General features: G+C 70.7%; 12 protein-coding genes and 1 pseudogene. All 13 read left to right on the forward strand.

Annotated elements, in window-relative coordinates:
• The coding region (locus LzC2_RS05240) for a methyltransferase domain-containing protein (RefSeq protein ID WP_171184503.1) at window positions 1-821 on the forward strand (821 nt) is incomplete at its 5' end.
• A 131-nt stretch (window positions 822-952) separates the two neighbouring features.
• Entirely contained in the window at window positions 953-1,888 is a 936-nt protein-coding gene (locus LzC2_RS05245) for a GNAT family protein (protein ID WP_171184505.1), read from the forward strand.
• A 102-nt stretch (window positions 1,889-1,990) separates the two neighbouring features.
• Complete coding sequence (gene rfbG / locus LzC2_RS05250; RefSeq protein WP_171184508.1) at window positions 1,991-3,175, forward strand: CDP-glucose 4,6-dehydratase; 1,185 nt, start codon at window positions 1,991-1,993, stop codon at window positions 3,173-3,175.
• 182 nt (window positions 3,176-3,357) lie between these two features.
• A pseudogene (locus LzC2_RS05255) lies at window positions 3,358-4,714 on the forward strand (glutamate-1-semialdehyde 2,1-aminomutase); the annotation flags it as partial.
• A gap of 36 nt (window positions 4,715-4,750) precedes the next feature.
• Window positions 4,751-6,091: a DUF4910 domain-containing protein gene (locus LzC2_RS05260; protein ID WP_171184557.1), complete on the forward strand. Its 1,341-nt coding sequence runs from the start codon at window positions 4,751-4,753 to the stop codon at window positions 6,089-6,091.
• On the forward strand, window positions 6,088-7,002 hold the full coding sequence (locus LzC2_RS05265; protein ID WP_171184511.1) for a phytanoyl-CoA dioxygenase family protein: 915 nt from the start codon (window positions 6,088-6,090) through the stop codon (window positions 7,000-7,002). Before LzC2_RS05260 ends, LzC2_RS05265 begins: the two co-directional genes overlap by 4 nt.
• Window positions 7,003-7,047: 45 nt before the next feature.
• Window positions 7,048-8,247 (forward strand): class I SAM-dependent methyltransferase, encoded by a 1,200-nt coding sequence (locus LzC2_RS05270; protein WP_171184559.1) that lies wholly within the window; start codon window positions 7,048-7,050, stop codon window positions 8,245-8,247.
• Window positions 8,248-8,289: 42 nt separating this feature from the next.
• Window positions 8,290-9,171, forward strand: coding sequence for a sugar phosphate nucleotidyltransferase (locus LzC2_RS05275; protein WP_171184513.1), 882 nt, complete (start codon window positions 8,290-8,292; stop codon window positions 9,169-9,171).
• Between the two features lie 4 nt (window positions 9,172-9,175).
• Window positions 9,176-9,814, forward strand: a complete 639-nt coding sequence (locus LzC2_RS05280; RefSeq protein WP_171184515.1) for a PIG-L deacetylase family protein — start codon at window positions 9,176-9,178, stop codon at window positions 9,812-9,814.
• A complete protein-coding gene (locus LzC2_RS05285; RefSeq protein ID WP_171184517.1) occupies window positions 9,811-11,148 on the forward strand; it encodes a lipopolysaccharide biosynthesis protein in 1,338 nt (445 codons plus the stop codon). The genes LzC2_RS05280 and LzC2_RS05285 overlap by 4 nt, the downstream gene beginning before the upstream one ends.
• Entirely contained in the window at window positions 11,145-11,426 is a 282-nt protein-coding gene (locus LzC2_RS05290) for an acyl carrier protein (protein WP_171184519.1), read from the forward strand. The genes LzC2_RS05285 and LzC2_RS05290 overlap by 4 nt, the downstream gene beginning before the upstream one ends.
• Before the next feature lie 8 nt (window positions 11,427-11,434).
• A complete protein-coding gene (locus LzC2_RS05295) occupies window positions 11,435-13,036 on the forward strand; it encodes an acyl-CoA ligase (AMP-forming), exosortase A system-associated (protein WP_171184521.1) in 1,602 nt (533 codons plus the stop codon).
• Entirely contained in the window at window positions 13,029-14,408 is a 1,380-nt protein-coding gene (locus LzC2_RS05300) for a type III PLP-dependent enzyme (RefSeq protein WP_171184524.1), read from the forward strand. Before LzC2_RS05295 ends, LzC2_RS05300 begins: the two co-directional genes overlap by 8 nt.
• The last annotated feature ends 97 nt before the right edge of the window (window positions 14,409-14,505 follow it).

Consider the following 14,505-nt stretch of genomic DNA (forward strand, 5'->3'; position numbering starts at 1 on the left):
GCGTCGGCGTGGACCCGACCGCCCCCCGCGAGGGCCGCGAGCCGGCCGGCGGCGGCGCGGTCGAACTGATCCGGGCCTACTTCGACGACCGCACCGCCCGTCGTGCGAACGACCCGCCGGTCGACTTCGTCTGCTGCTTGTCCGCGTTTGAACACGTCCCCGAGCCGGCGGCGCTGCTCCGCACGGTGCGGGACATGTCGGGCGATCGGGGGGCGGGGCTGTATTTCGAGGTGTTCGACGCCCGCCGGGCGCTCGGCCGCGGGGAGATCTGGAGCGTGCACTACGAGCAGTGCAACCTGTTCGGGGCGGCGTCGCTGGCGGCGCTGTTCCGACACGCCGGGCTGACCGTGACCGATGCCGGGAACTGTTACGCCGGCGATCAGTACGCCTTCGTCGACGCCGCCGCCGACCCCGCCGCCGCCGACCCGCCGGACGATCTGGAACCGGACGGCCTGCCCCCCGAATTGGCGTCGTTCAGCGCGGCGCACCGGGCGAAGCGGGCGGAGTGGTCCGACCGCTTGGCGGGCTGGCGGTCGGCCGGCAAGACCGCGGCGTTTTGGGGGGCGGCGGGCAAGGGGGTCACGTTCTTGAACTCCCTGCCCCTTGCTGCGCCGGGCGACGGAGTGATCGGCTTCGTGGTCGATTCGAACCCGGACAAACACGGCCGGTTCCTTCCCGGGACCGGTCATCCGATCCTCCCGCCGGCGGCCCTCGCCGAGAACCCGCCGGACGTCGTCATTCTCTCGAACGCCCTGTACGAGCAGGAGATCCGACGACAAGCGGCGGGCCTGGGGTTCGACGGCGAGTTCGTCATCGCCTGACCGCCGCCCGACTACCGCCGCCGCCCGACCGCCGTACGGGCCGCTCTTCGCCGCTTGCCCCGAGCGCCGCAGCCAGCGCTTTTCCAGTCGCCGTTTCCAGCCGCCGTTCCCCCGACCCCCGACGCTGCCGCATGGCGACGCTCGCGCCGATCACCCCGGACCTGTTCCCGAAGCTCTACGATGCGTTCCTGCGCGACGACGACCCGCTCTCCGGGGAGGCGGAGTGGCGGAACGTGTTCGACTACGCCTGGGAGAAGCCGGAGGGCCACGCCGGCTATGCGCTCTTGGAAGACGGCGAGGCGATCGGCTTTCTCGGCATGATCTTCAGCCGACGGACGGTGGACGGGCGGGAAGAACGGTTCTGCAATCTCCACACCTGGTGGGTCCGCGAGGACCGCCGCGGGCACAGCCTGGCGTTGCTGCGGCCGATCACGCGGCTGCGCGGTTACACGATCACTCACTTCACGCCGGGCGATCGGGTCCGCGCGGTGCTGCGACGTTTAGGCTTCGCGGACCTCAGTTCGCAGCTCACAATCCTCCCGCCGCCGGGTCGAATCGGACGGACGCCGGCGGGCGTCACGCTGTCGTTCGACGCGGACGAGATTACGAACCGCGTCTCGGACGAGGAACGCCGCCTGCTGACCGATCACCGCCCCTACCCGGTGGAGCCGCTGTTGGTGGAGGAGGGCGGCGCCCGTTGTCTCGTGCTGCACGGCCACGTTCTGCGACACCGACTGCCCTACGTGCACGTCAGTTATTTCAGCGACCGGGATCTGTTCCTGAAGCGTGAGCCGGCGATCCGGGCGGCGCTGCTGGACCGGTATCAAGTGCGGTTCGCGGCGGTGGATACGCGGTTGGTTCCGGGCCTGCGGTTCCCTCGGGGGTTCAAGTTTTGGGCGCCGGCGAACGCGTTGTTCAAGTCGGAGCGCGTCCCGCCGGAGCGGATCGACAACCTGTACTCGGACGTCACGCTGCTGGCCCTCACGACCCTGCCGGACCTGACCCACGAGATCAGCGAGCGGGTCCGCCGCCTGTTCGGGCTGCCCTCAAACGCGGACCCGGCCTGAGACGCCCCGTTCCGGCCGCCGTCTGGACGAGGGGCGGTCTTCGGGGCAGGATCGCCGTTCGAATCGCCCCTCCCGCCGTTCCCCAGCTTCCGTTTCATCGCGATGTCCGACCCGTCCCCGCCCGCGCCGTTCGGCGGAGTCTTCGCCGGCCGCCGGGTGTTCGTCACGGGACACACCGGATTTAAGGGGAGCTGGCTCTGCCTGTGGTTGAAGCGGTTGGGGGCGGAGGCGACCGGGTACGCGTTCGACCCGCCGACCGACCCCAGTCATTTCGCCGCCGCCGGGATCAGCGACACGCTGGCCAGGGATCTCCGCGGGGACGTCCGCGACCGGGCCGCGCTGGCCGCGGCGATCGACGAGTGCGACCCGGACCTGATCCTGCACCTCGCGGCGCAGTCCGTGGTGCGGACGGGGTACGAAGAGCCGTTCGAGACGTTCGAGACGAACGTGATGGGCACCGCCGCGGTGCTCGAAGCGGTGCGGACGCGGTCCGCGACGTCCGGCGGGGCGCCGGTCTCGGTCGTCTGCGTGACCAGCGACAAGTGCTACGAGAACGTGGAACAGGTCTGGGGTTACCGCGAGACCGACCCGATGGGAGACCACGACCCTTACGGCGGCAGCAAGGGGGCGGCGGAGTTGGCGATTCGGGCCTATCGGCATTCCTTCTTTCCGACCGAGCGGCTGGGCGAGCACGGCGTGCGGCTGGCGAGCGTGCGTGCCGGCAACGTGATCGGCGGGGGCGACTGGACCCGCGACGCGTTGATCGTCGATGCCGTCGCCGCCCTCCGCCGCGGGGAGTCGGTGGGGCTCCGCAGTCCCGGCGCCTACCGCCCTTGGCAGCACGTCCTGCAGGCGCTCGACGGCTATCTGACGAGCGCCGCCGCCCTGTTGACCGCCGACGCGAACGACGCGGAGCGGCTGTCGGCGGTTTGTTCGGGCTTCAACATCGGCCCGCTGCCCGGCCGCGCTTTGAACGTGCGGGAGGTGGTCGAAACCCTCGCCGCCGAATGGGGCGCCGGAGGCTGGGAGGACGTCAGCGACGGGAACCACCCGCGGGAGGCCGGCCTGTTGCACCTCTCGATTGACCGGGCGATGTGGGTTCTCGGTTGGAAGCCGGTCTGGGACGTGGACGAGGCGTTACGACAAACGGCCCGCTGGTACCGGGACTGCTTCTCCCTGGAGGACGCGGCCGGGGGCGACGCCGGCCCCGCGGCGGTGAGGGCGCTCTCGGAGCGGCAAATCGCCGGCTACGAGGCGGCGCTGGAGAACCGCCCGGCCGCCCGCTGAGGCCGCGGCTCGATTTCCGACCGCGACGCGGCCTGACCGAATCGCCCGGCGAAACCGACCGATCCCGCACGGTCGGCCGGTTCCGCCCGGTTCGCCTCGTTCTCCCAGGCGGCCCGAGCGTTCGAGGGGCGGATTGGCTCTAAGCTTGCGGACCGTCGCCTCACGCTCCGCAGTTCTACTTTATGCCCGCCGCGTCCCCGCCCCGCCGCGTCTCTCCGGCGACGGACGCCTTGCGGGAGCGGGCGCACGAACTGATCCCCGGCGGGTGCCACACCTATGCCAAGGGAGACGATCAGCTCTCCGCAAACGCCCCGCCGTTCATCGTTCGCGGACAGGGCTGCCACGTCTGGGATGCGGACGGCAACCGCTTTATCGAGTACGGCATGGGTTGCCGGGCCGTCGCGCTGGGGCATGCCTTCCCCGCCGTGCTGGACGCCGTCCGCAAACACCTGCCGACCGGCACGAACTTCACCCGCCCCCATCCGATCGAGGTGGAGTGCGCCGAAGAGCTGCTGGGCCTGATCGACGGGGCGGAGATGGTCAAGTTCTGCAAGGACGGTTCGACCGCCACCACCGGCGCCCTGAAGCTGGCGCGCGCCCAGACCGGCCGGGAGAAAGTCGCCGTCTGCGGCGATCACCCGTTCTTCGCGATCCACGACTGGTTTATCGGAACCACCCCCTTCGACGCCGGCATCCCGCAGTGCGTCAAGGATCTCTCGCTGACGTTCCGCTACAACGATCCGGAGAGCCTTCGGGGGCTGTTCGAGGCGCACCCCGGCGAGATCGCCGCGGTCATCCTGGAGCCGGCTAAGTACGACGAGCCGGCGGACGGCTTTCTGCACAAGGTTCAAGCGTTGTGCCGCGAGCACGGGGCGGTGTTCGTGCTGGACGAGATGATCACCGGGTTCCGCTATCACTTGGGCGGAGCCCAGGCTCTGTACGGGGTGACGCCGGATCTGTCGACGTTCGGCAAGGCTCTGGCGAACGGGCATTCGGTCTCCGCGCTGGTCGGCAAGCGGAGCCTGATGGAATTGGGCGGCCTGCGGCACGACCGGGAGCGGGTGTTCCTGCTCTCCACGACGCACGGGGCCGAGACCCACGCCCTCGCCGCGGCGATCGAGACGATGCGCGTCTACCAGCGGGAGCCGGTCATCGAAACGATGGCCGAACGCGGGGCGCAGTTGCGGGACGGGATCGAGGCCGTCGCCCGGGAGCGCGGGCTGTTCGAGGCGATCCCGCTGTTCGGCCCGCCGTGCAATCTGGTGTTCGGCGCCCGCGACCGGGACGGGAACGCCAGCCAGGAGTTCCGCAGTCTGCTGATTCAGGAACTGATCCGCCGCGGCGTGCTGGGGCCGTCGCTGGTGATCTCCTATTCCCACAGCGAACGGGACGTGGAGGAGACCGTCGCCGCCTTCGACGGGGCGATGGAGGTCTATCTGCGCGCTCTGGAGGACGGCGTGGGCGAATATCTCGTCGGGCCGCCGTCGAAGTCCGTCTATCGGAAGTTTAATTAGTCCCGTGGCGACCGCCCCCCCGCCGCCGATCGACGCCCCGGGCCGCGAGGCCGGCGACCGCATGCTCGCGCTGCTGACGGAACTGTTTCCGATCTGCCGGGCGAAGACGGGCGCGGGGGTGCGAGAGTCGTTGGCGCTCCTCGCCGACCGTCTGCCGACCGGCGGCGGGGAGTGGACGATGACGGAGGTTCCCACCGGCACGCCGATCCTGGATTGGGAGGTCCCGCCGGAGTGGAACGTCCGCGACGCGTTCCTCCGCGACCCCGCCGATCCGCCGGGCGTGCGCCTGGTCGACTTCGGCGAATCGAACCTGCACGTGCTCAGCGGCTCCGCCCCGGTCGACCGTCGCGTCTCGTGGTCCGAACTGCAGGGGCGTCTGCGGACCGCCCCGGGCCGGCCGGCGGACGTGCCGTTTCGCACCTGCGAACCGGGGGCGGACTGGGGTTTGTGCGTCTCGCAGGAGCAGTACGACGAACTCGCCGCCCGCGGGGAGCGGGAGTACGAACTGCGGGTCGACGCGACCGTTGCGGACGGTTCCCTCACCTACGCGGAGTTCGTCCTCCCCCCGACCGCACCGGCCCCGGACGGGCCGAACGAGGTGTTGATCTCCACGCACGTCTGCCACCCATCGCTGGCCCACGACGGGGTCAGCGGAATCGCCGTGGCGACCGAATTGGCCCGGACCCTCGTCGAGCGTCCGCGGAGGCGGTTCTCGTACCGATTCCTGTTCGCGCCGGCGACGGTGGGGGCGATCGCCTGGCTGGCGGGGAACCGGGACTGTGCGGACCGGATGTTCGGGGGGCTGACGCTCGCCTGCTGCGGGGACGACGGGCCGTTCACGCTCCGCCGCAGCCGGCGGGGCGACTCCCCCGTCGACCGGGCCGCGGCGCACGTTTTGAAGACCTCCGGCGAACCGCACGAGGTGCGGGAGTTCGCGCCCTTCGGGTACGACCAGCGGCAGTTCTGCTCGCCGGGGTTCGACCTGCCGGTCGCCGCGTTGAGTCGCACGCCCGACGGCGAGTACCCGGAGTATCACACCTCCGCGGACGACCTGTCGCTCGTTTCCGCCGCGGGACTGGCCGGGGCGCTGGGCGTTTGCGCGGCGGTCTTCGACGTGCTGGAACGGGACCGCACCTGCCGGAACCTCAAGCCGTTCGGCGAGCCGCGTTTGGGGCCGAGCGGGCTGTACGCCGCGTTCGGCGCCGACCCGGCCGGGGCCGCGGCTCAGCGGGCGGTGCAGTGGGTCTTGAATCTGTCGGACGGGTCGCGGTCGCTGTTGGCGATCGCGGAGCGGTCCGGCCTGCCGTTCGCCGCCGTCGCCGCCGCCGCCGACGCCCTGCTCGCTCACGGTTTCCTCACGGACGATCGCTCCGCCGACCTATCTCTCGGATCTCACACATGACGGCCGTTTATTTTAATGCCGACCACCCGGACGATCGCCGCCGGGAGAACCTCTACGCCGGGGCGATCTACGTCGACGCCGCCAACGCCGCCACGCGGGCGTTCTGCGCGTTCGCGCGAACGCTGTCCGAAGAGGCGTTCGCCCCGCACGACCCGCGGGACGCCCAGCACGTCCTGTCGGTCGATGAATATAACGCGGTCCTGAAGGATCTGAAGCCGAAGTTCATCCACCACCCGGATAGTAAGACCCTCATCCGCGAGGTGCTGGCGGGGGCCGGATGCGACCTCGACCGCACCTACGCCGACGTGCCCCGGCTGCGGACGGCGACCTCCCACGGGTACCTCACCAGCGGACTGGCGTACGCCTTCAAACCGCACAGGGACACGTGGTACTCCCCGCCGCAGTGCCAGCTGAACTGGTGGCTGCCGGTGTACGAAATAGAGCCCGGCAACGCGATGGCCTTCCACCCGCATTATTGGGACCGGGCGATCCGAAACTCGTCGGCGGGGTTCAACTATCAGGACTGGCAGACCGGCGGTCGCAAAGCGGCTCACGACCAGGGAAAAAAGGACACGCGGGTGCAGTCCGAGGCGCTGGAGGAGCTGGAATTAGAGCCGGCGTTGAAGCTGGTGCCGGAGCCGGGCGGGCTGATCGTGTTCTCGGCGGCGCATCTGCACTCGACCGTGCCGAACGAGACCGGGCGGACCCGGTTGAGCATCGACTTTCGTACGGTCCACCGGGACGATCTGGAGGCCGGCCGCGGCGCCCCCAACGTCGACAGCGCCTGCGGGGGGACCACGACGATGGACTACCTGAGGGCCGCGGACTTCACGCACCTGCCGGAAGAACTGATCGACCGGTACGCCGAGTCCCGCCCGGACTGGGCCGACGCCCCCGCGGCGTTCGCCTGATCGCCCGTCGGCCCCGCAAAACCGACAGTCGCCGGCGGGGCCGCGCTGCGACAGCAAGTGGTGGACCTCGGCACTTCGCCGCTATGCGAGAACTTCCTGACGGCGGAAGAACTGAACCGGCCGGAGCCGTTCTACCCGCTGGCGGCGTACGTCTGCGGCGAGTGTTATCTGGTGCAGGTCGAGGAATACGTCAGCGGGCGGGAGATATTCGGCGGGGAGTACGCGTATTTCAGTTCGTTCAGCGACAGTTGGCTGAAGCACGCTGCCGACTACGCCGACCGGATGACCGACCGGCTCGGGTTGAACGCAGACAGCTTCGTGTTGGAACTGGCGAGCAACGACGGCTACCTGCTGAAAAACTTCGTGGCGAAGGGCGTACCCTGTCTGGGCGTCGAGCCGGCCGCGAACTGCGCGGCCGCCGCGGAGGAGCGGGGCGTGCCGACCCGCGTGATGTACTTCGGCGTGGAGGCCGCGCAGGAACTGGCCGCCGAGGGCGTCTCCGCCGACCTGATGGTCGCGAATAATTGCGCCGCCCACGTGCCCGACCTGAACGACTTTTTCGGCGGGATGCGGCTGCTGCTAAGGCCGGGCGGGGTCGTCACCGTCGAGGTCGCGCACTGGCTGACGATGCTGGAGGGCAATCAGTTCGATCAGATCTACCAGGAGCACTACTGCTACTTCTCGCTCTTGACGCTCCGCCGGGTGTGCGCCGCGCACGGGTTGACGCTGTACGACGTGGACGAGATCCCGACGCACGGCGGATCTCTGCGAATCTACGCCCGGCACGAGGCGGACGATGCGAAACCCGTCACGTCGGCGGTGACCGACCTGATCGAGCGGGAAAAGGCCGCCGGGCTCACGGAGATGGCGACCTACGCCGCCTTCGGCCGCCGCGTCGAAGAGACGAAGCGTAAATTGTTGGAGTTCCTCATCGACGCCAAACGGGCCGGCAAGTCGATCGTCGGCTATGGAGCCCCGGGGAAGGGGAACACGCTGTTGAACTACTGCGGCGTGCGGACGGATTTCCTGGACTACGTCGTGGACCGCAACCCATATAAGCACGGCAAGTTCCTGCCGGGGACGCACATTCCCGTGTATCCGACCGAGCGGATCGCGGAGACCAGGCCGGACCTCGTTCTGATCCTGCCTTGGAACTTGAAGGAAGAGATCGCCGCGCAACTGACCTACGTTCGAGAGTGGGGCGGCGCGTTGGCCGTCCCGATCCCGGAAGCGACCTACATCTAGGCGCCCCCGTTTCCCCTCCCCCGCCCCGGTGATCCCGTCGCTATGAAAGTCGTGCTGTTCTGCGGCGGATTCGGGATGCGCCTGCGGGAGTATTCGGAGTCGATCCCCAAGCCGCTGGTGGAGATCGGCGACCGGCCGATCCTGTGGCATATCATGAAATACTATGCCCACTACGGGCATACGGATTTCATCCTCTGCCTCGGCTGGCGGGCGCGGGCGTTCAAGCAGTATTTCCTGGAGTACGACGAGTGCGTCTCCAATGACTTCACGCTGTCGTTCGGACCCGAACGCCGCGGCGTGGGCGAGCGCCGCGGCGCCGAAACGACGGCCGCGGGCGGTCGGCGGCACAGCCGCCGGGTGCATCTGGCGGGCCGCGACCTGGAGGATTGGAACATCACGTTCGTGGACACGGGAACGACCGCCTCGATCGGGGAGCGTCTGCGGGCGGTGCGCCCCCATCTCGACGGCGAAGAAACGTTCCTGGCCAACTACGCCGACGGCCTCGCCGACCTGCACCTTCCGGACCTGGTCCGGTTTCACCGGGAGCGGGAGGCGACCGCCAGTTTCCTGACGGTCAAGCCCTCTCAGACTTTCCATACCGTGGACATGGACGAACGTGGCCAGGTCCGGGAGTTGAGGGACGTGACTCAGACCGACACCTGGATCAACGCCGGATTTTTCGTGCTGGACCAGGCGATCTTCGAGGCGCTGCGGCCGGGCGAGGATCTCGTCGCGGAGCCGCTGGAACGGCTGGCCCACGCCGGACGGCTCTCCGCGCTGCGGTACGAAGGGTTCTGGGGCTGCATGGACACGTTCAAGGAGAAACAAATGCTGGACGACCTCTACGCCGACGGAAACGCCCCCTGGGAGGTCTGGCGGCCCCGCGTCCCGGGCCCCGCGGTCCCGACCGCCGGCGGGCGCTGATCCGGTGTTCCATCCCTCCCTGACGGGCGTGCGAGAGGTCCTGTGCCTCGGCGCCCACCCCGACGACATCGAGATCGGCTGCGGCGGCACGCTGCTGCGGTTGCTCGCGGAGAACCCCGGCGTGCGCGTCACCTGGGTCGTGTTCAGCGGCGAAGGGGAGCGCCGCGACGAGGCTCTGCGCGGGGCGGACCTGTTCCTGAACGACGCCGGCGAACGGGCCGTCCACGTCGAGCGTTTCCGGGACAGTTATTTCCCGTTCGACAGCGGCTTGAAGGATCGCTTCCACGAACTTGCCGCGGGCGTCTCGCCGGACATCGTGTTCACCCATCGCCGGGACGACGCCCACCAGGATCACCGGGCCGTCGCGGAACTGACTTGGTGCGCCTTCCGGGATCACTTGATCTTCGAGTACGAGATCCCGAAGTACGAGGGCGACCTCGCCCCGCCCAACCTGTTCGTGCCGCTGGACGCCTCCACCGCCGACCGAAAGATCGCGCAGCTGGCGGAGGCGTTTCCCTCGCAGGCGGCGCGGCGGTGGTTCACGGCGGACACGTTCCGCGGGCTACTGCGGCTGCGGGGCGTGGAGGCGAACGCCGTCAGCGGGGTGGCCGAGGCGTTTCACTGCCGGAAACTCGTGCTGTGACGAACGCGTTGCTCGACCCGGCGACCGACCCGGCGACCGACCCGTCCCCGCCGGCGGCCGGCGTGCGGGGCGCGGTGCGGTCGGCGTGGAGGCGGTCCGCGTCCGATCCGGTCTTGGCGGTGTTGGATCAGGGGCTGGTCAGCGGGACGCGGTTCGTTACCACCGTGGCGGTCGGGCGGGCCGCGGGGGAGGAGGAGCTGGGCCTCTACTCCTTGGCGATGGCGGGATTGATCCTTGCCGGCGTGGCGCAGGAAGCGGTCGTGACCAAGCCGTACACCGTGCTGCGGGAGGGCGAGGTCGACTCCGACTACGCCGGCAGCGCACTGCTGCATCACGCCGCGTTGGGCGGGGGACTGGCCGTCGCATTGCTGGCGGCGGCGGGGATCGCGGCGGCGGCCGGGGCGGGAACCGCTGCGATCGTGCTCGCCGTGACGGCCGCCGCCGTCCCGCTGTCGCTGCTTTGGGAGTTCGCCCGCCGGATGAGCTTCGCCCATCTACGCCTGCGGTCCGCGTTGGCGGTGGACGGCGGCCTGGCCGCGCTGCAACTCGGGGCGTTGGCGGGATTGTGGGCGACCGGACGCCTGACGGCGTTGACGGCGCTGGCGGCGACGGCGGCGGCGGGGCTGATCGCGGGATCGATCTGGCTGGCCCGGTCGCGGACCGTGTTCCGGCTGGGGACTGGCCGCGTCGGCGCGGACTGGCGGCGGAGCTGGCAGTTCGGTCGCTGGGTTCTGGCGGCGCAGCTGTGCGGCCAGGTGAACGGCAGCGCCCCGCAGTGGGTGCTCGCGGCGGCGGTCGGAATAGCGGCGACCGGACGGTTCGCGGCGGCGCAGAACGTCGTGCTGCTGTGCAACCCGTTGATTCTGGCCGTGGCGAGCCTGCTGGTCGCCCAGACCGCCGCCGCCCGCCGCACCGGCGGTCCGACAGCGGTCCGCCGCGTGGCGGTGCGGGCCGCGGTCGCGCTGACGGCCTTCGCCGGGCTGTTCTGGCTGGGTCTGCTGGTCGCCGCCGGGCCGCTGCTGGGACTGCTGTACGGGACCGAGTTCGCGTCCGCCGCGCCGGTTATCCTGCTGCTGGGGCTGGCGCCGCTGGCGTGGTCGGTCAGCACCGCGTTTGAGGCGGGGCTCTCCGCGATCGACCGGCCGGAAGTGGGATTCCGGGCGATGCTGGCCGGCCTGCTGACGACCGTCGCGGCCGCCGTCCCGCTTTCGGCAATCTACGCCGCGCCGGGGGCCGGGGCGGCCGTTCTGCTGGGCAGCGCCGTCGCCGCGGTTGCCTTGGCCGTCCCCTTCCTCCGCCTCACCTCCGCAAGCCCCGCCCCCGAGCCCGCATGACCGACGCCGCACCCGACCCCGCCGACGCGATCCGCGCATTCGTCCGCGAGCAGTTCCCTTTAGCCGCGCAGCGCGACCTGTCCGACGACGCCTCCCTGCTGGACAGCGGGGCGGTCGACTCGCTGGGCGTCCTGGACCTGGTCGGTTTTCTGGAGAGCCGCTTCGAGGTGCACGTCGAGGACGAAGAGGTCGTCGGCGAGCATTTCGAGTCCGTGGCCGCGATGGCCCGCTTCGTCGAGTCGAAGCGCGGCTCCGGGGCCGGGCGGGCGGAGAACTGATCGGCCCGATGGACTACCTCCTGCACCACACGCTGTTCTCCTCCGCCGCCCGCAGGCCTGATGCGGAGGCGCTGGTCGACAAGGACCGACGGCTGTCGTTCGGGCAGTTCGCCGCGGCGGCGGCCCGTTTGGGCAACGGGCTGCGGGGGTTGGGCGTACGGCGGGGGGACCGGGTCGCGATTTTTCTGGGACCTTCGCTCGAACTGCCGATCGCGATTTACGGCGTGAGCGCGGCGGGGGCGGCGTTCGTGCCGATCCACCACGGGCTGCGGCCGTCGCAGGTGGGCCACATCCTGCGGGACTGCGGCGTGCGGGTTCTCGTCACCGCCGCCGACCGACTGGGCGAACTGGCGGAGACGGCGGGCGGCTGCCCCGATCTGGAGCAGGTCGTTGCCGTCGGCGGGGCGGACGGCGCTCCGGGATTCCCCGCGCCGGTTCGTGACTGGGACGACCTGTGTCGCGCCGCGGACGCGACGCCGCCGGCGGACGTCGGCGTGGACCGCGACCTCGGAGCGGTGCTGTACACGTCGGGTTCGACGGGATCGCCGAAGGGCGTGATGCTCTCGCACGCGAACTTGCTCGCCGGGGCGTCGATCGTTTCGGACTACCTGTCGATCGTCGCGACCGACCGGCTGCTGGCGGCGCTGCCGTTCAGCTTCGACGCCGGTTTGAATCAACTCACGACCGCCGTACGACAGGGGGCGGCGTGCGTGCTGATCCGGTTCGTGCTGCCGCGGGATCTGGTCCGCGTGCTCGGGGCGGAGCGAATCACCGGTTTAGCCGGCGTGCCGCCGCTCTGGGCGCGGCTGACGGCCCCGGGGGCCGGGCTGGCGGAGGCCGAACTGCCGGCGCTGCGGTACCTTACGAACACCGGCGGGGCGGTCTCGCGGGCGTTACTGGACAGGCTGCGGGCCGCGGCGCCGGCCGCGGACGTCGTGCTGATGTACGGGCTGACGGAAGCCTTCCGCTCGACCTACCTGCCGCCCGCCGAGTTGGACCGCCGACCGGATTCGATGGGGAAGGCGATCCCGAACACGGAGATCCTCGTCGTCGCCGAAGACGGTCGCCTCTGCGGACCCGGCGAGGTCGGCGAGTTGGTGCACCACGGGCCGACCGTCTCCCGCGGCTACTGGGGCCGGCCGGAGCAGACCGCGGCGGTCCTCCGCCCGCACCCGTTCCCCCCGCCCGGCGGGGCGGAGCCGGACCGGGTCTGCTACTCCGGCGACCTCGTGCGGACGGACGAGGACGGGTTCCTCTACTTCGTCGGCCGGCGGGACGGGCAGATCAAGACCAGCGGGTTCCGCGTCAGCCCCACCGAAATTGAGGCCGCCGTCGCCGCCGCCGACGGCGTGCGGGAGGCCGCGGTCGTCGGCGTGCCGGACGAAACGCTCGGCCAGCGGGTGATCGCGTTCGTCGCCCCCGCGGACGTCGACCCCGCCGCCGTCCGGGCCGCCTGCGCCGCGGCCCTGCCGGCCCACATGGTTCCCGGGGCCGTCGAACCCCGCGACGGTCTGCCTCGCACCGCCAGCGGCAAGACCGACTATCCCGCCCTCCGCACGGAAGCCGCGGCCCTGCACGGCCCCCCCGAAGAAACCGCCGCCGGTGCCTGACCCGCTCCCCCCGCACGTCGCCGCGCTGATTGCCCGACGGTTCCCGGACTCGACCGAGGAACTGGTCGTCGGCGGCGTGCCAGTCGGCGAGCTGGCCGAACGGTTCGGCACCCCGCTGTTCGCCTACGACGGCGGGATTTTGTCGGACGCGGTGCGGTCCGTCCGCGACACGCTGCCGGCCGGGTGGGAGCTGTTCTACTCGATGAAGGCGAATCCCGCCGCCGCGTTCCTGCGTTTCTTCCTCGGCCGGGGCTGCGGAATCGAGGTGGCCTCCGCCGGCGAACTGCGGCAGGCTTTGGATGCGGGCTGCGAGGCGAACGAAATCATCTTCGCCGGGCCGGGGAAGACGGATGCGGAACTGAGGCTCGCCGCGGAGGCGGGCGTCGGCGAGTTGCACCTCGAATCCGTCGGCGAGGCCCGCCGACTGGCCCGAATCGCGGCCGGCTCGCCGCTCCGCACCCGCCTGGCGGTGCGGGTGAACCCGGACGCCGCGGTGCAGGGCGGGGCGATGCGGATGGGCGGCCGGCCCAGCCCGTTCGGCGTCGACGAGGAGCGCTTCGAAGACGCCGTCGACGAGAGCGAAGCCGCGGGATTGCAGGTCGACGGCCTGCATCTGTTCACCGGCACGCAGATCCTCGACGCGGACGTGCTGCTCGCCCAGTACCGGCACGGATTCGCCCTCGCCCGCCGGCTCGCCGACCGGACCGGCCGGCCGGTCGGTACGGTGGACCTCGGCGGAGGGTGGGGCGTTCCGTACTTCCCGAACGAAACCCCGCTGGACCTCCTCGCCCTTGCCGACGGACTGAGCGAACTCGAAGCCGACCGCGGCGCCGACCCGCGGTTGGCCGAGGCCCGTGTGGTCTTGGAACCGGGCCGGTTTCTCGCCGCCGAAGCCGGCGTCTACCTGACCCGGGTGACGGACGTGAAGTCCTCCCGCGGCAAGACGTTCGCGGTGCTGGACGGCGGGATGCACCATCACCTCGCCGCGTCCGGGAACCTCGGCCAGACGATCAAGCGGAATTACCCGCTCGCCGTCGTCAACCGGCTGCGGGAGGCGGCCGACGCCCCGGCCGAGCTGGTCGGCCCGCTCTGCACGCCGCTGGACATGCTCGGTCGGGCCGCGGCGGTCCCGGCTCCACGGGTCGGCGACCTGGTGGGGGTGTTTCAATCCGGAGCCTACGCTCGTACCGCCAGTCCGCTGGGCTTCCTCAGCCACGCCGCCCCGCCGGAACTGTGGGTCGAGGCCGGCGCCGCCCGCCTCATCCGCCGCCGCGGCACGCCCGCGGACCTCCGCGACGACCAGATCGACGCCCCCGACGAACCGCCCGCGGCCGGATCGACCGACGACGCCGAACACGATCCCGCTGTTTGAGGCTTTGCGTTGCCCGGCAACGCGATCGCGAAATGAAGCCGCCGCCGCCTCGTTCGCTTGGGCCCTCAGCGAAGGTTGAGCGCTCGGCGAAGGAACG

Origin of the sequence: Alienimonas chondri (assembly GCF_013036045.1) — a bacterium.
In the GTDB taxonomy this organism is placed as follows: domain Bacteria; phylum Planctomycetota; class Planctomycetia; order Planctomycetales; family Planctomycetaceae; genus Alienimonas; species Alienimonas chondri.

Excerpts from the sequence above, each read along its gene's own strand:
- LzC2_RS05245 (WP_171184505.1), top strand. The coding sequence starts at position 953 with ATGGCGACGCTCGCGCCGATCACCCCGGACCTGTTCCCGAAGCTCTAC.
- rfbG (WP_171184508.1), top strand. The coding sequence starts at position 1,991 with ATGTCCGACCCGTCCCCGCCCGCGCCGTTCGGCGGAGTCTTCGCCGGC.
- LzC2_RS05260 (WP_171184557.1), top strand. The coding sequence starts at position 4,751 with ATGCTCGCGCTGCTGACGGAACTGTTTCCGATCTGCCGGGCGAAGACG.
- LzC2_RS05265 (WP_171184511.1), top strand. The coding sequence starts at position 6,088 with ATGACGGCCGTTTATTTTAATGCCGACCACCCGGACGATCGCCGCCGG.
- LzC2_RS05275 (WP_171184513.1), top strand. The coding sequence starts at position 8,290 with ATGAAAGTCGTGCTGTTCTGCGGCGGATTCGGGATGCGCCTGCGGGAG.
- LzC2_RS05290 (WP_171184519.1), top strand. The coding sequence starts at position 11,145 with ATGACCGACGCCGCACCCGACCCCGCCGACGCGATCCGCGCATTCGTC.
- LzC2_RS05295 (WP_171184521.1), top strand. The coding sequence starts at position 11,435 with ATGGACTACCTCCTGCACCACACGCTGTTCTCCTCCGCCGCCCGCAGG.